This window comes from Cellulomonas sp. JH27-2, from assembly GCF_014837175.1.
Taxonomy (GTDB): Bacteria; Actinomycetota; Actinomycetes; order Actinomycetales; family Cellulomonadaceae; genus Cellulomonas.
The window spans coordinates 617,776-636,536 of the sequence record NZ_JACYFR010000002.1; the positions used below are offsets into that span (position 1 = coordinate 617,776).

Below are 18,761 nucleotides of genomic sequence, written 5' to 3' on the forward strand. Positions count from 1 at the left end.
GGTCAGCCGCGGTTCGCGACGACGTCGAGCACCGCCTGCACGGTCTGGTCGAAGTCGAGGTCGGACGAGTCGACGGTCACGACGCCGTCCGCAGCCACGTGGAACTGCACGACGGTCGAGTCGTCCGCGTCCCGCCGCAGCACCTGGTCGCGTGTGGCCTCGACGGCGGCCTCGTCGGCCGCCCCGTGGACCTCGAGCGAGCGACGACGCAGCCGCGCCTCCTCCGACGCCGTCAGCAGCACGCGCACGTCGGCGTCGGGGGCGACGACGGTCGTGATGTCCCGGCCCTCGGCGACGATCCCGCGGCCCTCGCTGAACGAGCCCGGCTGGCCGGCCTCCTCGATCGCGGCGCGCTGCAGGCGCCCCAGCTCCGCACGCACCTCGAGGTTGGTGGCCACCGCGCTCACCGCGGCGGAGATCGTCGTCTCACGGATGGCCTCACCGACGTCGGTGCCGTCGACGGTCACCGTCGGCGCGGCCGGGTCCACCCCCATGACCAGCGGCATCGCACGCACCGTGGCCGCGACGGCGTCCGCGTCGTCGAGCGCGACGCCCGTGTGCAGGCACCACCACGTCGCCGCGCGGTACATCGCGCCGGTGTCGAGGTAGGACAGGCCCAGGGAGCGCGCCACCGCCTTCGAGACGCTCGACTTGCCCGAGCCCGAGGGGCCGTCGATCGCAATGGTCAAGGGGGTCGTGCTCAACTCACCAGTCTCCATCCGCGGGCCGTCAGCTCCGCCTCGAGGTGCTCGGCGCTGCCGGGCAGCACCGCGATCTGCGCCATGCCGACCGGGCGGCCGGCGGCGTGCTCGAGGTGCAGGTCCTCGAGGTTGACGCCGGCCTCGCCGACGTCGGTCAGCAGGCGAGCCAGCTCGCCCGGGGTGTCGGGGACGAGCACGGTCACGAGCGTGTACTCACGCTGCGCACCGCCGTGCTTGCCCGGGATGCGCGCCACGCCCGCGTTCCCGCGCGCGACGGTCTGGGCGATCGTCGCGAGCAGACCCGGTGCCACGTCCTCCGGACCGGAGGCGGCGTCCGCCCCGGCCAGCGCCCCGATGACGGCGTCCAGGTCCGAGCGCACCGCGACGAGCACCGCGTGCACGGCGCCGGCGTTCGCGGCCAGGATCGACGTCCACAACGCGGGGTCCGAGGCCGCGATGCGCGTGACGTCCCGGAGCCCCTGACCGGCCAGGCCCAGCGCGGCGTCGTCGGCATCCTGCAGGCGAGCGGCCGCGAGCGACGCGACGACCTGGGGAACATGGGACACCAGCGCGACGGCCTCGTCGTGCGCCGACGCGTCCATCGCGACGGGCACCGCCCCCAGGTCCACGGCCAGCGAACGCACGGCCAGAACCGACTCCGGCCGGGACGAGCCCGAGTCCGCGATCACCCACGGCCGACCCAGGAACAGGTCGGGCACCGCGGCCGACGGGCCCGACCGCTCACGGCCGGCCATCGGGTGCGAGCCCACATAGCGCGTCAGGTCGGCGCCGACGGCGCGCAGCTCGTCCAGGACGTGACCCTTGACGCTCGCCAGGTCGGTCACCACGGCGTCCGGGTGCGCGGCCAGCTCGACCGCCACCACCTGCGCCGCCACGTCCGGGGGCGCCGCGACGACGATCAGCGTCGGCTCGTCGTCGTCCGCGGCCGCCGGCCGGCCGGCGCCCACGTCCCGGGCCAGGGCCAGCGCGGTGCGCGACGGGTCGGACAGCACCACGTCGACGCCGTGCCCGCGCAGCGCGAGCCCGACGGACGCGCCCAGCAGCCCGGTGCCGACGACGCGCACCGGTCCCGTGGTCGCTGCGGTCACATCCCCGCCTGCGCCATGAGCGACCCGATCTCGGTCTTGGACAGCACCCGCGTGCGACCGGGCTTGAGGTCACCGAGACGGATGGGGCCGATGCTGGTGCGCACCAGGCTCACGACGGGGTGACCCACCTCGTCGAACATGCGACGCACGATGCGGTTGCGGCCCTCGTGCAGCGTGACCTCCACCAGACTGGCCTGCGGCGTGACCTGAACGACCGTGAACTTGTCGAGCTTCGCGACACCGTCCTCGAGCTCCACGCCGCGGATCATCTTGCCGCCCAGCGACGGGATGACCCGGCCCTCGACCTGCGCCAGGTAGGTCTTGGCGACACCGTGCGACGGGTGCGAGAGGCGGTTGGCGAGCTCGCCGTCGTTGGTCAGCAGGATGATGCCCGACGTGTCGGCGTCGAGGCGCCCGACGTGGAAGAGCCGCTCGTCGCGGTTGGCGACGTACTGCGCGATCGTCGGCCGGCCCTCCGGGTCGTGCATCGTCGAGACGACGCCCGTGGGCTTGTTCAGCGCGATCGTGATGATCGACGTGTCGAGCTGCACGCGCAGCCCGTCGACGTGGATGACCGCCTTCTTGGGGTCCACGCGGACACCCAGCTCGGTGACGATGGCGTCGTCGACGGTCACCCGGCCTGCGGCGATGAGCTCCTCGCACGCGCGACGCGAGCCGAGCCCTGCGGTCGCCAGGACCTTCTGCAGCCGCACGCCCTCGGGGTCGTGCACGTCCACGTCCCTCTTCGGCGCGGGCCGACGACGAGCACCGCCGCCCGCCGACCGCGCACCGCGGCCCTCCCCGGGGAACGGGCTGCCGCCGCGCTGACCGCCCTGCTGGCCGCCCTGGCGCTTCGCCCCGGGCTTGCCGCTGCTGGGCCTACCGCCGCGTCGTTCCTGCGGACTCATCTGTACTCCCCGATCGTCTGGTCCACGCCCTCGAGCACGTCGATGTCCGGCAGGTAGGGCGCGAGCGGCGGCAGCTGGTCCAGGCTGGACAGGCCCATCCGCTCCAAGAAGTATCCCGTGGTCTCGTACAGCAGCGCACCACTGCTCGGGTCGGTGCCTGTCTCGACGACCAGACCGCGGGCCGTGAGCGTGCGCACGACGCCGTCGACGTTGACGCCCCGCACCGCCGAGACCTGACCGCGCGTCACGGGCTGGCGGTAGGCGATCACCGCGAGCGTCTCCAGGGCGGCCTGCGTCAGGCGCGCGCTCTGGCCGTCCAGGACGAACCGGCCGACGACGTCCGCGTAGACCGGCGCCGAGTAGATGCGCCAGCCGTCGCCGACCGGCCGCAGCTCGAAGCCGCGCGCCCTGCCGCCCACCTCCCCCCGGTAGTCGGCGACGAGCTCGCCGAGCAGCTGCTCCACACGTTCCGTCGGCAGTGCCAGCACCGACGCCAGCCGGACCGTCGGCACGGGCTCGTCGGCGACCATCAGCACCGCCTCGAGCGCGGCCAGTGCGCCACCGGGCAGGTCGTCGACGTCGAAGGCCAGCTCGTCGGGCTGCCCGACGGCCTGGGTCTGCGCGTCTTCGTCGGCCGACACGTCGGGCCGGTCCTGCTCGGTCATCGGATCCTCACTCATGACTCGCCGCCCTCGCGTGTCTCGTCGTCCTCACGCAGCTCGGTCCCGGCCGTCGTGTCCAGCTCGTCGAAGTCGTCGGACACCGCGACCTCGCCCTCCTGCGTGCCCGTCCATCGCACCGTCAGCTCCCCGAGCGGCGTCACCTGGTCGAACGCCACCGCCGCCTCTCGGAAGAGCTCCAGGAGCGCCAGGAAGCGGGCGACGACGACGATCGTCGAGCCCGCGTCCGCGACGAGCCCGCGGAACGACGCCGACCCCTGGTGCCGGAGGCGGTCCACCAGCACCGCGGCCTGCTCGCGCACGCTCACCGGCGGCGCGTGCAGGTGACTGAGGTCGACGCCCGGCGGAGCGGGCTTGGGCGCGATCGCCTTGGCGGCCAGCGCAGCGAGCTGGTCCGGCCCGATCTGCCAGACGAGCTCCGGCAGCAGCGCCGCCAGGTGCGGCTCGAGCTGCACGACGCGTGGGAAGCGACGGCCCTCCGACGCGAACCGCTCCGCCAGGTCGGCCGCCACCTCCTTGTAGGCGCGGTACTGCAGCAGCCGCGCGAACAGCAGGTCGCGCGCCTCGAGCAGCTCGAGGTCCTCGGCGTCCTCGACGTCGGCCGACGGCAGCAGCCGGGCCGCCTTGAGGTCCAGCAGCGTGGCCGCGACCACCAGGAACTCCGAGGCCCGGTTGAGGTCCCACGTCTGCTCGGCCGCCCGGATGTAGGCGATGAACTCGTCCGTGACCTGCGCGAGCGCGACCTCGGTGATGTCGAGCTTGTGCTTGGCGATCAGGCCCAGGAGCAGGTCGAACGGCCCGCTGAAGTTCTCGAGGTGCACCTCGAACCCGGCGCTCCCGACGGGAGCCTCGGGCGCCGTCGCGTCAGGCGGCGTCGCCACGCGCGACGAGCTCACGGGCCAGCTGGCGGTAGGCCGCGGCACCCGCGTGGTTGGGCGCGTACGTGGTGATCGGCTCGGCGGCGACCGTCGCGTCGGGGAACTTCACGGTCCGCCCGATCACCGTGTGCAGCAGCGTGTCGCCGAACGCCTCGTGCACGCGGGCGACGACCTCGCGGGCGTGCAGCGTGCGCGAGTCGTACATCGTCGCGAGGATGCCGTCGACGTGCAGGCGCGGGTTCAGGCGGTCGCGCACCTTCTCGATGGTCTCGACGAGCAGGGCGACACCGCGCAGCGCGAAGAACTCGCACTCGAGCGGGATGAGCACACCGTGCGCGGCGGTCAGCGCGTTCACGGTCAGGAGGCCGAGCGACGGCTGGCAGTCGACGAGGATGACGTCGTAGTCGTCGAGCACCGGACGCAGCACGCGCGACAGGACGGACTCGCGGGCGACCTCGCCGACGAGCTGCACCTCGGCCGCGGACAGGTCGATGTTGGCGGGCAGCAGGTCCAGGCCCGGCGTCGCCGTCTCCCGGATCAGCTCGGTGATGGACGCGTCACGCTCCATGAGCAGGTTGTAGATGGTCCGGTCGAGCTCGTGCGGGCTCACCCCCAGACCCACCGACGCGGCACCCTGCGGGTCGAAGTCGACGACCAGCACCCGGCGGCCGTACTCGGCCAGCGCCGCCGCCAGGTTGATGGTCGTCGTCGTCTTGCCGACGCCACCCTTTTGGTTGCACATCGCGATCACGCGCGCCGGCCCGTGAGATGCGAGCGGAGCGGGCTCCGGGAACACCGGCAACGGCCGTCCGACGGCGTCGCGGTCCTGCGTCTGTACCTGGCTCACCACGCGGGCAACCCTACCGGCGCGGGCGCGCCCGGGCTCACAGGGCGCGCGGGTGCGCCTGCGCGTACACCTCGCGCAGGCTGTCCACGGTGACGAGCGTGTACAGCTGCGTCGTGGTCACCGACGCGTGCCCCAGCAGCTCCTGCACCACCCGCACGTCCGCACCGCCGGCGAGCAGGTGGGTCGCGAACGAGTGCCGCAGCGTGTGCGGGGAGACGTGGTCGGCGTCGGGGATGCCCGACCGCTGCGCCGCCGTGCGGAGCACCGCCCACGCGCTCTGCCGGCTCAGTCGCGCCCCGCGCGTGTTGAGGAAGAGTGCGGGTGTCCCCCGGCCCCCGGCCGCGAGAGCCGGACGGGCGCGCACGACGTACGCCTCGACGGCCTCGCACGCGAACGAGCCGACGGGCACGACCCGCTCCTTGCTGCCCTTGCCGAAGAGCCGCACCGACGCGCGACCCGGGGCCAGGTCGAGGTCGTCGACGTCGAGACCCACCGCCTCCGAGATCCGCGCGCCCGTCGAGTAGACGAGCTCCAGCAGCGCCCGGTCGCGCAAAGGCACCGGGCCGTCGCCCATCCCCGCCGCGTCGATGATCCGGGCCACGTCGTCGACCGAGATGGCCTTCGGCAGCCGCTTGGGCTGGGCGGGCGGACGGACGTCGCGCGTGACGTCGATGCTCGTCGCGCCGTCCAGCGCCAGGAACCGGTGCCAGCCGCGGACAGCGACGACGGATCGGGCCGCGGACGACGCGGACAACGCGCTCCCCCCGTCGCCGCCCGTGCGGATCGCGACGACGAAGGCCTCGACGTCGCCCTCCGCGACGGCCGCGGGGTCGCGGACACCCCTCTCGACGAGGAACGCCACGTACCGCCCGAGGTCGCGCCGGTAGGCGGCCAGGGTGTTCGGCGACAGGCCGCGCTCGATCGTCAGGTGCGCGAGATAGGTCTCGAGCGCGGCACGCAGGGAGGCGTCGACCTCCCGCGCCGGCTGCTCCACGACGTCAGAACGGGAGGAAGACGTCCACCGACAGCGCGACGGACAGCAGCGTGAGGTACGTGATCGACGCGTGGAAGACGCTCATGGCGCGCAGCTTGCCGCGGCTCGGGTCGTCCGCGCGGCGCAGCAGGCCGATGCAGGTCCACAGGAACCAGAGGCCGAGACCGATGGAGGCGACGCCGTACACCCAGGTCATGCCCTGCACGGGCCAGATGAGCACCGAGCAGGCGATCATCGCGAGCGTGTACGCGATCATCTCGCGCGCGACCTTGGTGTCCTTGGCCACGACCGGGAGCATGGGCACGCCCGCCGCCGCGTAGTCGTTGCGGAACTTCATCGACAGCGGCCAGTAGTGCGGCGGCGTCCAGAAGAAGATGACCCCGAACAGCAGCACAGCGGTCCAGGAGAGGCCGCCTGTGACGGCCGACCAGCCGATGAGCACCGGCATGCAGCCGGCGGCGCCGCCCCAGACGATGTTCTGCGGCGTGCGGCGCTTGAGGATCATCGTGTAGCCGACGACGTAGATGAGGATCGCCGCGGCCGTCAGCCACGCGGAGGCCGCGTTCACCACCAGGCCGAGCCACGCGAGCGACCCGACACCGAGCGCCAGTCCGAAGACGAGCGCCGCACGCGGGCTCACCTCACCCGTGACGATCGGGCGCCGCTTGGTGCGGTTCATGATCTTGTCGATGTCGCGGTCGAGGTAGCAGTTCAGCACGTTCGCCGAACCTGCCGCCGCCGCGCCGCCGATCAGCGTGGCGAGCACGAGCCACAGACCGGGCATGCCGTCGGCCGCCAGGATCATGGTCGGCACCGTGGTGACGAGCAGCAGCTCGATGACGCGGGGTTTGGTCAGCGCGATGTACGGGCCGACGACCGCACGCAGCCCGCCACGGCGAGGCGTCGTCGTCTGCGCCGAGCCCGCGGTCACGGGTCGCCCCGTCGTCGACCGCGCCGTCGTCGGGTTGCCCGGCGTACCGGCATCGTCGACTGGCAAGGGGCTGGTGAGGCGCACGCGCTGCTGATCCGTTTCGTCGTCCGGCCGGAGGACCCGGCACATGACCGAGGTGGGGGGATGTCGCGCTGCCATGTTACGCACCGCCGCGCGCCGAAGGGATCGCTGCCACCCCGGTTCGGGCATTTCGGGGTGTGAGATCGGTCGCGCCACGGATTCGTGGACCCACCCGGCGAGGTGCACCAACTCGGCTATAGGCTCGAAGAGCACGGTTCGACGCTCCGCCCCTGCGCTGCGAGACCGGCCGGCGTCCAGCTGGACGCCCGATGACGTCCGACACGACACCCGGCCCCCGGCACGGGTGGGAATGAGGTGCGGTGAACGCGAAGGCTCCCCTGGCAGAGACGGTCGGTTGGACGGACCTGGACTTCAAGGCGGTCGACACCGTCCGCGTCCTGGCCGCCGACGCGGTCGAGAAGGTCGGCAACGGCCACCCCGGCACCGCGATCAGCCTGGCCCCCGCGGCCTACCTGCTCTACCAGAACGTGCTGCGGCACGACCCGAAGGACGCCCACTGGATCGGCCGTGACCGGTTCGTCCTCTCCGCCGGGCACTCCTGCCTGACGCAGTACATCCAGCTCTTCCTCGGCGGGTGGGGCCTCGAGATCGAGGACCTCGAGGCGCTGCGGACCTGGGGCTCCAAGACCCCGGGCCACCCCGAGTACAAGCACACGACCGGTGTCGAGATCACCACCGGCCCGCTCGGCCAGGGCCTGGCCTCGGCCGTCGGCTTCGCGATGGCCCAGCGGCGCGAGCGCGGTCTGCTGGACCCTGATGCGGCCCCGGGCACCAGCCCGTTCGACCACTACACGTACGTCATCTGCTCGGACGGCGACCTGCAGGAGGGCGTCACGAGCGAAGCCTCGTCCGTCGCGGGGACGCAGGAGCTCGGCAACCTCATCGTGCTGTGGGACGACAACCACATCTCGATCGAGGGTGACACCGAGATCGCGTTCACCGAGGACGTCCTGGCCCGTTACGAGGCGTACGGCTGGCACGTGCAGTTCGTCGACTGGACCGCCGGCGGCGAGTACCGCGAGGACGTCGACGCGCTGGCCGCGGCGATCGAGGCCGCGAAGGCCGTCACCGACAAGCCGTCGTTCATCGGCCTGCGCACGCTCATCGCGTGGCCCACGCCCGGCAAGACGAACGAGCACTCGGCCCACGGCTCCAAGCTCGGCACCGAGGCCGTCCGCGGCCTGAAGGAGGCCGTCGGGTTCGACCCGGACAAGAGCTTCGACGTCGACCCCGAGGTGCTGGCGCACACGCGCTCGCTCGCCGACCGCGCCGCCGCCACGCGCGCCGAGTGGCAGAAGGGCTACGACGCCTGGCGCTCGGCCCAGCCCGAGAAGGCGGACCTGCTCGACCGCCTCAGCGCGCACGAGCTGCCCGCCGACTGGGAGAAGGCGCTGCCCGTCTTCCCCACCGGCAAGTCGGTGGCCACGCGCGCCGCGTCCGGCGAGGTCCTGTCCGCGATCGCCGACGAGCTGCCCGAGCTCTGGGGTGGGTCCGCCGACCTGGCCGGCTCCAACAACACGACGATGAAGGGCGCCCCGTCCTTCCTGCCGGCCAAGCGCTCGACGTCGGAGTTCGCGGGCGACGAGTTCGGCCGCACGCTGCACTTCGGCATCCGCGAGCACGGCATGGGCGCGATCCTGTCCGGCATCGTCCTGCACGGCCTGACCCGTCCCTACGGCGGCACGTTCCTGCAGTTCGCGGACTACATGCGCGGCTCGGTCCGGCTCGCGTCCCTCATGGGCGCCCCGGCGATCTACGTCTGGACGCACGACTCCATCGGCCTGGGCGAGGACGGCCCCACGCACCAGCCCGTCGAGCACCTCACGGCGCTGCGCGCGATCCCCGGCCTGTCCGTGGTCCGCCCGGCGGACGCCAACGAGACGGCGCAGGCGTGGAAGGCCATCCTCGAGCACCGCGACGGGCCCGTCGGCCTCATCCTCACCCGCCAGAACGTGCCCACGTTCCCGCGCGACGAGGACGGGTACGCGTCCGCCGACGGGGTCGCGAAGGGCGCCTACGTGCTGATCGACGCGAGCAACGGCGAGCCGGACGTGATCCTCATCGGCACGGGTTCCGAGGTCCAGCTGGCCGTCGCGGCCCGCGAGACCCTCGAGGCCGCCGGTGTGGCGACCCGCGTCGTGTCCGCCCCGTCCCTCGAGTGGTTCGCCGCGCAGGACGACGCGTACCGCGAGTCGGTGCTCCCGTCGTCGGTCCGCGCCCGCGTCTCGGTCGAGGCCGGCATCGCGCTGTCCTGGCACCGGATCGTCGGCGACGCCGGCCGCACGGTCTCGCTCGAGCACTTCGGTGCCTCGGCGGACTACGAGACGCTGTACCGCGAGTTCGGCATCACGGCCGAGGCCGTCGTCGCCGCGGCGCACGACTCGATCGCCGCCGCCCGGGCGGGTGCCGGTCCGGCGAACACCGCCGCCACGCCCACCGACAGCGGCACGGGCGACCAGCAGGGCTGAGCACGCCGTGGGGTCCCGCTCGTGCAGCGGGACCCCACGACCTTCATTCGCAGGACGTCACGTTCGTTCAGCAGGGAAAGAAGGCACACACCATGGCACCGAGCAGCAACCCCCTGGAGCGGCTCGCCGAGGCAGGGGTCGCGGTCTGGCTGGACGACCTCTCGCGCGAGCGGCTCCGCACCGGGAACCTCGCGGATCTCGTCGCGCGCGGCGTGGTCGGAGTGACGACCAACCCGACGATCTTCGCCTCGGCCCTCGCGAAGGGCGACGCCTACGACGAGCAGCTGCGCGAGCTCGCCGCCGACGGCGTGGACGTCGACGAGGCGGTCTTCCGGATCACGACGGACGACGTACGCGATGCCGCCGACGTGCTGCGGCCGGTCTACGACCGTACGGACACGCAGGACGGGCGCGTCTCCATCGAGGTCGACCCGCGCCTGGCGCGAGACACGGCCGGCACGATCGAGTCCGCGAAGCGGCTGTGGGCCACGGTCGACCGGCCCAACGTCTTCATCAAGATCCCCGCGACGGTCGAGGGCCTGCCCGCCATCACGGCGGTCCTGGCCGAGGGCATCAGCGTCAACGTGACGCTGATCTTCTCCATCGAGCGCTACGGCGCCGTGCTCGACGCGTTCCAGAGCGGCCTCGAGCAGGCGAAGGAGAACGGGCACGACCTGGGCCCCATCGCCTCGGTCGCGTCGTTCTTCGTCTCCCGCGTGGACACCGCGATCGACCCCAAGATCGACGCGCTCGACACCCCTGAGGCTGCCGCCCTGCGCGGGACCGCGGCGATCGCGAACGCGCGCCTGGCCTACGGACTGTTCCTCGAGGTGACCGACACCGAGCGCTGGCGTGCGCTCGCCGCCGCCGGCGCCCACCCCCAGCGGCCGCTGTGGGCCTCGACGGGCGTCAAGGACAAGGCCTACCCGGACACGCTCTACGTCGACGAGCTGGTGGTCGCGGACACCGTGAACACCATGCCCGAGGCGACCTTGGAAGCCGTGGCCGACCACGGCGGCGACGGCAGCGACACCGTGACGGGCACGCAGGACGCAGCCGCGAGCGTGATCGAGCGCCTGCGCGGGATCGGCATCGACATCGACGACGTCACGACACACCTGGAGGACGAGGGCGTGAGCAAGTTCATCGACAGCTGGAAGCAGCTGCTGGACAAGGTCGACGAGGGCCTGCGCGCCGCGACCCCCGCGGACGCCCGGTGACGCCCGCGAAGGTCGCCCCGGGGCAGAACCCGCTGCGCGATCCTCGTGACCGACGCCTCCCCCGCATCGCCGGGCCCTGCGGTCTCGTCATCTTCGGCGTCACGGGGGACCTGGCGCGCAAGAAGCTCATGCCTGCCGTCTACGACCTGACCAACCGCGGCCTGCTCCCGCCCGGCTTCGCGCTCACCGGGTTCGCGCGCCGTGACTGGGCCGACCAGGACTTCGCGCAGATCGTGCACGACGCCGTCAAGGAGAACGCACGGACGCCGTTCCGCGAGGCGACCTGGCGTCAGCTCTCGGAGGGCATCCGGTTCGTCCAGGGCTCGTTCGACGACGACGACGCGTTCGACCGCCTGCGCCATACCGTCGAGGAGCTCGACATCAACCGCGGGACGGGCGGCAACCACGCGTTCTACCTGTCCATCCCGCCGAGCGCGTTCCCCGTGGTGTGCAAGCAGCTGGCGCGCTCGGGCCTGAGCCAGCCCGAGGAGAACACCTGGCGGCGCGTGGTCATCGAGAAGCCGTTCGGTCACGACCTGGCCAGCGCGCGTGAGCTGCAGAGCATCGTGTCCAGCGTGTTCAACCCGGACGACATCTTCCGGATCGACCACTACCTGGGCAAGGAGACGGTGCAGAACCTGCTGGCTCTGCGCTTCGCCAACCAGCTCTTCGAGCCCATCTGGAACTCGAACTACGTCGACCACGTGCAGATCACGATGGCCGAGGACATCGGCATCGGCGGCCGCGCCGGCTACTACGACGGCATCGGTGCCGCGCGCGACGTCATCCAGAACCACCTGCTCCAGCTCCTCGCGCTCACCGCCATGGAGGAGCCCGTCTCCTTCTCGGCGGAAGCCCTGCGCGCGGAGAAGGTCAAGGTCCTCTCGGCCGTCCGGCTCCCCCGGGACATCGGCCGCCACACGGCGCGCGGCCAGTACGCCGCGGGCTGGCAGGGCGGCGAGAAGGTGATCGGCTACTCGCAGGAGGAAGGCTTCAACCCGAGCTCGACGACGGAGACGTACGCGGCCATCCGCGTGGACGTGGACACGCGCCGGTGGGCAGGTGTCCCGTTCTACCTGCGAACGGGCAAGCGCCTGGGCAAGCGAGTCACTGAGATCGCCATCGTGTTCAAGAAGGCGCCGCACCTGCCGTTCGCGTCGACGGCCACCGAGGAGCTCGGGAAGAACGCCCTGGTCATCCGCGTGCAGCCCGACGAGGGTGTGACGCTGCGGTTCGGGGCCAAGGTCCCGGGCACGCAGATGGAGGTCCGCGACGTCACGATGGACTTCGGCTACGGGCACGCGTTCACCGAGGCCTCGCCCGAGGCCTACGAGCGCCTGATCCTCGACGTGCTGCTGGGCGACCCGCCGCTGTTCCCGCAGAAGGACGAGGTCGAGCTCTCCTGGAAGATCCTCGACCCGGTCATCTCCTACTGGGCCGGGCACGGCAAGCCGGAGGAGTACCGGGCCGGTACCTGGGGTCCGCCCTCCGCGGACACGATGATGGCCCGCGACGGGCGCACCTGGAGGCTTCCGTGATCGTCGACATGCCCAACACCAACACGCGCGACGTCGCGAAGCGGCTGCTCCGCGAACGTGACGAGGGTGGCGCGGTGGCGCTCGGACGTGTCCTGACGCTCCTCATCGACACCGGCGGCCACGATCCCGAGCACGCCATCGAGGCCGCCAACGACGCGAGCCGCGAGCACCCCTGCCGCGTCATCCTCATCAACCAGGGCAGAGGGCAGGAGGGTCTCGACGCCCAGATCCGGCTCGGTGGCGACGCCGGAGCGAGCGAGGTCATCATCCTGCGGCCGTACGGCGAAGTCGAGAACCACCTCGACACGCTGGTCATGCCGCTGCTGCTGCCCGACGCGCCCATCGTGGCGTGGTGGCCGTACGAGCCGCCCGCCGTCCCCTCCGAGCACCCGCTCGGGCGCATGGCGCAGCGCCGCATCACCGACACGTCTCGCGCTGAGAAGCCGGGCCCGACCCTGCGCCAGCTGGCGAAGTCCTACGTCGAGGGCGACACCGACCTGTCGTGGACGCGCGACACCCTGTGGCGTGGGCTCATCGCGGCATCGCTGGACCAGCCGCCGTACGAGCCCGTACGACGTGCGGTCGTGGCCGGCGAGAGCACCCACACGTCGGTCGACATGATGGCGGCGTGGCTGGCGCACTCGCTCAAGTGCCCGGTCGACGTCGAGCGCATCCCCGATGCCCCGGCCATCGTGCAGGTACGCCTGGAGCGGGCCGGCGGCGACATCGTGCTGGACCGCCCCGACGGCAAGACGGCCGCCCTCAGTCAGCCCGACCAGCCCGAGCACCGCATCGCCCTGCCGATCCGGCACCTGCGCGAGTGCCTGGCCGAGGAGCTGCGGCGTCTCGACCCGGACGAGGTGTACGGCGAGGTGCTCACGAAGGGGCTCGCCAAGGTGACCGCATGACGGTGCGCGACGTGATCGTCCACCCGGATGCCACGGTGCTCGCCGAGGCCGCGGCCGCCCGACTGCTCACACGGCTCGTCGACGTCCAGTCCCACCGCTCGCCCGTCCACCTGGTGCTCACCGGCGGCACCGTCGGGATCGCGACGCTGGCAGCGGTCGCCGCCAGCCCGGTGCGGGACGCCGTGGACTGGTCGCAGGTGCACGTGTGGTGGGGCGACGAGCGCTTCGTGGCCGACGGGGACGACGACCGCAACGAGACCCAGGCGCGCGGTGCCCTGCTCGATGCGTTGGGGGACGCGCTGCCTGCGCAGAACGTGCACGCGATGCCGGCGCTCAGCGACGACGTCGCGACCCCCGAGGCCTCGGCCGAGGCCTACGCGGCGACGCTGCGCGAGCACGCGGACGAGGGCGCCGACGCACCGGCGTTCGACGTCCTCCTGCTCGGCATGGGGCCGGACGGCCACGTCGCGTCGCTCTTCCCGGGCCACGAGGCCCTGGGCGCGACGGGGCGCGCGACCATCGGCGTGCACGGCTCCCCGAAGCCGCCGCCGCTACGGGTCTCGTTGACGTTCGAGGCGATCCGGGGCGCGCGTGAGGTGTGGGTCGTGGCCGCAGGGGCGGAGAAGGCGGACGCCGTCGCCTCCGCCCTCGCCTCGGTCCCGGTCGACACGACACCTGCCGCCGGCGCCCTCGGCAGCGAGCGCACGCTGTGGCTCGTCGACGCCGCGGCCGCCGCCGGGGCGGGCACCCGTGACTGATCGGGACCTCTGGCGGTCGGTCGACGAGTACTTCGACGTCCTGGTCAGGGAGGACGTCGCCCTCGCAGAGACGCGACGGGCGGCGGCCGCCGGCGGGCTGCCGGACATCGCCGTCGCCCCCAATCAGGGCAAGCTGCTGCACCTGCTCGCACAGACGGCCGGCGCTCGGCGGATCCTGGAGATCGGGACCCTCGGCGGCTACAGCACGCTCTGGCTCGCGCGTGCGCTGCCGTCGGACGGCGTGCTCGTCACGCTCGAGATCGACCCGGAGCACGCGCGCACCGCCGCGGACTCGCTCGAGCAGGCGGGGGTCGGCGAGCTCGTCGACGTCGTCGTCGGGCCGGCGAGCAGCACGTTGGACGCGATGGTCGCCGCCGGCACCGAGGCGTTCGACCTGGTCTTCGTCGACGCCGACAAGCAGTCGCTCGCCCGGTACGTCGAGCAGTCCCTCGCCCTGTCCCACCCGGGCACGCTGATCGTGCTCGACAACGTCGTCCGGGATGGCGGTGTCGTCGACGCCGACCACCCGGACGACCGGGTGCAGGGCGTCCGCGCGATGGTCGATCTCGTCGCCGACCATCCGCGCCTCGATGCGACCGTCGTGCAGACCGTCGGGTCGAAGGGCTACGACGGGTTCGCGCTGGTGCGCGTGCTGCCCTGACGCGTCAGGTCAGCCCCCGCGGCGCTCCCGCAGGGCGGCCAGCGCCTCGTCCAGCAGCGCCGCGCCGTCCTCCTCGGACCGACGCTCCTTCACGTACGCCAGGTGCGTCTTGTACGGCTCGTTGCGCGACGGCGACGGCGGGTTCTCCTGGTCCTGTCCGGCCGGGAAGCCACAGCGCGGGCAGTCCCACGTCACCGGGGCCTCGGCGGCCGCCTCCTCGGCGAAGCTGGGCCGCGTCTCGTGGCCGTTCGCGCACCAGTAGGAGATCCAGATGCGAGGGGCTGCGTCACCGCGCTCGGCCTCGCCCATCGGGCCCGCACCGACGCGAGACCCCCTGATCGCACTCCCGCTCGCCATCGTCGTCGCCTCAGATCGTGGTCTCGATGAGCCCGAGCAGGATGATCACGACGGTCCACAGCAGCGCCGTGCCGATCGTGATGCGGTTGAGGTTGCGCTCCGCCACGCCGGAGCTGCCCGCGCTGCTGGTGATGCCACCGCCGAACATGTCCGACAGACCGCCGCCCTTGCCCTTGTGCAGCAGGACCAGCGGGATGAGGAGCAGGCTGGAGAGCACCAGCAGCACCTGGAGCGAGATCTTGAGGGCGGTCACGGCGGCGTAGTTCCTCACGGTACGGGCGTCGCCGGGCGGCGACCTTGCGTTCGAGCGACGCCCCAGCAGGGTGGAGCGCGGTCCAGGGTAGGCGACGAGGGGCCCTGTCGGCCACATCGTCCACGTCGGCGGGTCCCGCGTCCGCCCTTTCGGGTGATCGCGGGACCCGTCGGACGACGGTTCGGGTCAGAGACCCACGTTGTGCGACTGGTAGCGCACGATCTTCGCGAACTCCTCGGGGTCCAGGCTCGCGCCGCCGACGAGCGCGCCGTCGACGTCGGGCTTGGCCATGATCGAGGCGACGTTCGACGACTTCACCGAGCCGCCGTAGAGGACGCGGACGGCGTCCGCGGTCTCCTGGTCGTACAGCTCCGCGAGGCGACCGCGGATGGCCTCGGCCATCTCCTGGGCGTCCTCGGGGGTCGCCGTCTCGCCCGTGCCGATGGCCCAGACGGGCTCGTAGGCGACGACGATCGTCTTGGCCTGCTCGGCCGTGACGTCCAGCAGGGCGCCCTCGAGCTGCAGCAGCGTGTGCGCGACGTGCGCCGCGGCGCGACGCGTCTCGACGTCCTCACCGACGCACAGGATGGGCAGCACGCCCTCCCCGAGAGCCGACTTGATCTTCGCATTGACCACGTCGTCGGTCTCGTTGTGGTGCTCACGGCGCTCGGAGTGACCGATCGCGACGTACGTGACACCGAGCTTGGCCAGGAACACGGGCGAGATCTCACCGGTGTAGGCGCCCGACGAGTGCGCCGAGACGTCCTGCGCGCCGTAGACGATCTCCAGCTTGTCGGCGTCGACGAGGGTCTGGACGCTGCGCAGGTCCGTGAAGGGCGGGAGCACCGCGACCTCGACGGAGCCGAAGTCGTGCTTGCCGTCGCGCAGCGCCCACGCCAGCTTCTGCAGCGTCTGGATCGCCTGCTGGTGATCGAGGTTCATCTTCCAGTTGCCCGCCATCAGCGGGGTGCGCGTGCTCACGCTCAGTCCTCCAGAACTGCGATGCCGGGGAGGGTCTTGCCCTCGAGGAACTCCAGGCTGGCGCCGCCACCCGTGGAGATGTGGCCGAACTTGGCCTCGTCGAAGCCGAGGATGCGCACGGCGGCCGCCGAGTCGCCGCCACCGACGATGGTGAAACCGCCGTTCGCGCCGGCGTCGATCAGTGCCTGCGCGACGGCCTTCGTGCCACCCGCGAACGCCTCGAACTCGAAGACGCCGGCGGGACCGTTCCACACGACCGTCTTGGCGTCCGTGATCTTGCTCGCGAAGAGCTGTTCCGACTCGGGGCCGATGTCCAGGCCGATCTTGCCGTCGGGGATCTGGTCGGCGGCGACGACGGCCACCGGGGTGTCGGCTGCGAACGAGTCGCCCACGCGGATGTCCACCGGCAGGACGATCTCGACTCCGGACTCCTCGGCCTGCGCCAGGTAGCCCTTGACCGTGTCGATCTGGTCCGCCTCGAGCAGCGAGCTGCCCACGGGGTGGCCCTTGGCCGCGAGGAACGTGAAGAGCATGCCGCCGCCGATCACCAGGCGGTCGGCCTTCGTGAGCAGGTTGGCGATGACGCCCAGCTTGTCGGAGACCTTCGAGCCGCCCAGCACCACGACGTACGGGCGCGCGGGGTCCTCGGTCGCCTTCTTGAGCGACTCGACCTCGTTCAGCACCAGCTTCCCCACCGCGTGCGGCAGCACGAGCGCGACGTCGTACACCGACGCCTGCTTGCGGTGCACGACACCGAAGCCGTCGGAGACGTAGACGTCGGCCAGCTCGGCCAGGTCGGCGGCGAGCGAGGCACGCTCGGCGTCGTCCTTCGACGTCTCGCGGGCGTCGAAGCGGATGTTCTCCAGCAGCGCGATCTGGCCGTCCTGCAGGGCCGCGACCGTCTCCTTGGCGGACTCGCCGACCGTGTCCTTCGCCAGCGCGACGTCCTGGCCCAGCAGCTCGCCGAGGCGCGCGGCGACGGGCGCGAGCGAGTACTTGTCCTCCGGCGCGCCCTTGGGGCGGCCCAGGTGGGCGGTCACGACGACGCGAGCTCCGGCGCCCAGGAGCGCCTGCAGCGTCGGCAGGGCGGCGCGGACGCGACCGTCGTCCGTGATGGTCGTGCCGTCGAGCGGCACGTTGAAGTCGGAGCGGACGAGCACGCGCTTGCCGCGCAGGTCGCCGAGGTCCTCGATGGTCTTCATGGTCTCCTACCGATGCGTTCGGGGGCTGTTCTGGGGGCTGACACGACAGCGTCCGCGTGCGCCGGGGCCGGTGGCCGGGGCGCACGCGGACGCATATCCGTGCTGATCAGCGGTGCGTCAGAGACGCTCGCCCACGTACGAGGTGAGGGCGACGAGGCTGTTGGAGTAGCCCCACTCGTTGTCGTACCAGGCGATGATCTTGACCAGGTCGCCGCTCACCTTGGTGAGCTTCGAGTCGAAGATGCTCTGGTGCGGGTTGGTGACGATGTCGCTCGAGACGATCTCGTCCTCGACGTACTCGAGGATGCCCTTGAGCGGGCCCTCCGAGGCAGCCTTGACCGCGGCGTTGACCTCCTCGACCGTGACCTCGCGCGAGGCGGTGAAGGTCAGGTCGGTGGCCGAGCCGGTGATCGTCGGCACGCGGAGCGCGAAGCCGTCGAGCTTGCCCTTGAGCTCCGGGAGCACGAGCGCGACGGCCTTGGCGGCGCCGGTCGAGGTCGGGACGATGTTCTGCGCGGCGGCGCGGGCACGGCGGAGGTCCTTGTGAGGGCCGTCCTGCAGGTTCTGGTCACCCGTGTACGCGTGGATCGTCGTCATCAGGCCCTTCTCGATGCCGATGGCGTCGTTGAGGGCCTTGGCGACGGGGGCCAGGCAGTTCGTCGTGCAGGACGCGTTCGAGATGATGTGCTGCGTCGCCGCGTCGTAGGTCTCGTGGTTCACGCCGACGACGAACGTGCCGTCCTCGTTCTTGGCGGGCGCCGAGATGATGACCTTCTTGGCACCGGCGTCGATGTGCGCCTTCGCCTTGGTGGCGTCCGTGAAGAAGCCGGTCGACTCGATGACGATGTCCGCGCCGAGCTCCGCCCAGGGCAGGTCAGCGGGGTTGCGCTCGGCGAGGGCACGGATCTTCTTGCCGTCGACGATGATGTTCTCGTCGTCGTGGCTCACGCTCAGCGGGAAACGGCCCAGGACCGTGTCGTACTTGAGCAGGTGCGCCAGCGTCGCGTTGTCCGTCAGGTCGTTGACTCCGACGATCTCGATGTCAGCGCCCGAGGCCACGATGGCACGGTAGAAGTTGCGCCCGATGCGGCCGAAGCCGTTGATGCCGACCTTGATGGTCACTTGCCCTCCTCGGCAGCGCCGACGAGGGTCGGCGCACACAATTGGTGGTGGGTACTCGCACGCCGGTGTGCGTCCGGAGCGCCACCCAACGTCGCGCGACGGGCATGCCCAGCACGTGACGCTCGTGTGACGATCGGATGACA

At 71.8% G+C, this 18,761-nt stretch carries 19 protein-coding genes; 6 read left to right on the forward strand and 13 right to left on the reverse strand.

Annotated features, from left to right (window positions below):
• Positions 1–2: 2 nt before the first annotated feature.
• The 8 genes from cmk to IC607_RS07865 are packed head-to-tail and all read right to left on the reverse strand — an operon-like array spanning position 3 to position 7,132.
• Positions 3–719 (reverse strand): (d)CMP kinase, encoded by a 717-nt coding sequence (cmk, locus tag IC607_RS07830; RefSeq protein WP_191786724.1) that lies wholly within the window; start codon positions 717–719, stop codon positions 3–5.
• A complete protein-coding gene (locus IC607_RS07835; RefSeq protein WP_191786726.1) occupies positions 701–1,810 on the reverse strand; it encodes a prephenate dehydrogenase in 1,110 nt (369 codons plus the stop codon). Before IC607_RS07835 ends, cmk begins: the two co-directional genes overlap by 19 nt.
• Positions 1,807–2,718, reverse strand: coding sequence for a pseudouridine synthase (locus IC607_RS07840; protein ID WP_191786728.1), 912 nt, complete (start codon positions 2,716–2,718; stop codon positions 1,807–1,809). Before IC607_RS07840 ends, IC607_RS07835 begins: the two co-directional genes overlap by 4 nt.
• Complete coding sequence (gene scpB, locus IC607_RS07845) at positions 2,715–3,398, reverse strand: SMC-Scp complex subunit ScpB (RefSeq protein ID WP_191786730.1); 684 nt, start codon at positions 3,396–3,398, stop codon at positions 2,715–2,717. Before scpB ends, IC607_RS07840 begins: the two co-directional genes overlap by 4 nt.
• Positions 3,395–4,279, reverse strand: coding sequence for a ScpA family protein (locus IC607_RS07850; protein ID WP_191786732.1), 885 nt, complete (start codon positions 4,277–4,279; stop codon positions 3,395–3,397). Before IC607_RS07850 ends, scpB begins: the two co-directional genes overlap by 4 nt.
• Complete coding sequence (locus IC607_RS07855) at positions 4,263–5,126, reverse strand: AAA family ATPase (protein ID WP_191786734.1); 864 nt, start codon at positions 5,124–5,126, stop codon at positions 4,263–4,265. Before IC607_RS07855 ends, IC607_RS07850 begins: the two co-directional genes overlap by 17 nt.
• Before the next feature lie 34 nt (positions 5,127–5,160).
• Entirely contained in the window at positions 5,161–6,117 is a 957-nt protein-coding gene (locus tag IC607_RS07860; protein WP_191786736.1) for a site-specific tyrosine recombinase XerD, read from the reverse strand.
• 4 nt (positions 6,118–6,121) lie between these two features.
• A complete protein-coding gene (locus IC607_RS07865; RefSeq protein ID WP_370526076.1) occupies positions 6,122–7,132 on the reverse strand; it encodes a heme o synthase in 1,011 nt (336 codons plus the stop codon).
• Between the two features lie 317 nt (positions 7,133–7,449).
• Here IC607_RS07865 and tkt point away from each other — a divergent pair, with 317 nt between their 5' ends.
• The 6 genes from tkt (at position 7,450) to IC607_RS07895 (ending at position 14,703) form a co-directional block, all read left to right on the forward strand.
• Positions 7,450–9,618: a transketolase gene (gene tkt / locus IC607_RS07870; RefSeq protein ID WP_191786738.1), complete on the forward strand. Its 2,169-nt coding sequence runs from the start codon at positions 7,450–7,452 to the stop codon at positions 9,616–9,618.
• Between the two features lie 92 nt (positions 9,619–9,710).
• Entirely contained in the window at positions 9,711–10,838 is a 1,128-nt protein-coding gene (gene tal / locus IC607_RS07875; protein ID WP_191786740.1) for a transaldolase, read from the forward strand.
• Positions 10,835–12,376: a glucose-6-phosphate dehydrogenase gene (gene zwf / locus IC607_RS07880; protein ID WP_191786741.1), complete on the forward strand. Its 1,542-nt coding sequence runs from the start codon at positions 10,835–10,837 to the stop codon at positions 12,374–12,376. The genes tal and zwf overlap by 4 nt, the downstream gene beginning before the upstream one ends.
• Positions 12,373–13,284 (forward strand): glucose-6-phosphate dehydrogenase assembly protein OpcA, encoded by a 912-nt coding sequence (locus IC607_RS07885; RefSeq protein ID WP_191786743.1) that lies wholly within the window; start codon positions 12,373–12,375, stop codon positions 13,282–13,284. The genes zwf and IC607_RS07885 overlap by 4 nt, the downstream gene beginning before the upstream one ends.
• Complete coding sequence (gene pgl, locus IC607_RS07890) at positions 13,281–14,042, forward strand: 6-phosphogluconolactonase (RefSeq protein WP_191786745.1); 762 nt, start codon at positions 13,281–13,283, stop codon at positions 14,040–14,042. The genes IC607_RS07885 and pgl overlap by 4 nt, the downstream gene beginning before the upstream one ends.
• The gene (locus tag IC607_RS07895; protein ID WP_191786747.1) at positions 14,035–14,703 is read left to right on the forward strand and encodes an O-methyltransferase; all 669 of its coding nucleotides are present in this window, start codon (positions 14,035–14,037) and stop codon (positions 14,701–14,703) included. The genes pgl and IC607_RS07895 overlap by 8 nt, the downstream gene beginning before the upstream one ends.
• Positions 14,704–14,712: 9 nt before the next feature.
• On the opposite strand, the gene IC607_RS07900 is transcribed toward IC607_RS07895, so the two are convergent.
• The 5 genes from IC607_RS07900 to gap form a co-directional block, all read right to left on the reverse strand.
• Positions 14,713–15,060, reverse strand: a complete 348-nt coding sequence (locus tag IC607_RS07900) for an RNA polymerase-binding protein RbpA (protein WP_191786749.1) — start codon at positions 15,058–15,060, stop codon at positions 14,713–14,715.
• 10 nt (positions 15,061–15,070) lie between these two features.
• Entirely contained in the window at positions 15,071–15,313 is a 243-nt protein-coding gene (gene secG, locus IC607_RS07905; protein ID WP_191787066.1) for a preprotein translocase subunit SecG, read from the reverse strand.
• 186 nt (positions 15,314–15,499) lie between these two features.
• The gene (gene tpiA, locus IC607_RS07910) at positions 15,500–16,294 is read right to left on the reverse strand and encodes a triose-phosphate isomerase (RefSeq protein WP_191786751.1); all 795 of its coding nucleotides are present in this window, start codon (positions 16,292–16,294) and stop codon (positions 15,500–15,502) included.
• A 2-nt stretch (positions 16,295–16,296) separates the two neighbouring features.
• Positions 16,297–17,496 carry a phosphoglycerate kinase gene (gene pgk, locus IC607_RS07915; protein WP_191786753.1) on the reverse strand — a complete coding sequence of 400 codons (1,200 nt, stop codon included), beginning with the start codon at positions 17,494–17,496 and terminating at the stop codon, positions 16,297–16,299.
• 117 nt (positions 17,497–17,613) lie between these two features.
• The gene (gap, locus tag IC607_RS07920) at positions 17,614–18,618 is read right to left on the reverse strand and encodes a type I glyceraldehyde-3-phosphate dehydrogenase (RefSeq protein WP_191786755.1); all 1,005 of its coding nucleotides are present in this window, start codon (positions 18,616–18,618) and stop codon (positions 17,614–17,616) included.
• Between the last annotated feature and the right edge of the window lie 143 nt (positions 18,619–18,761).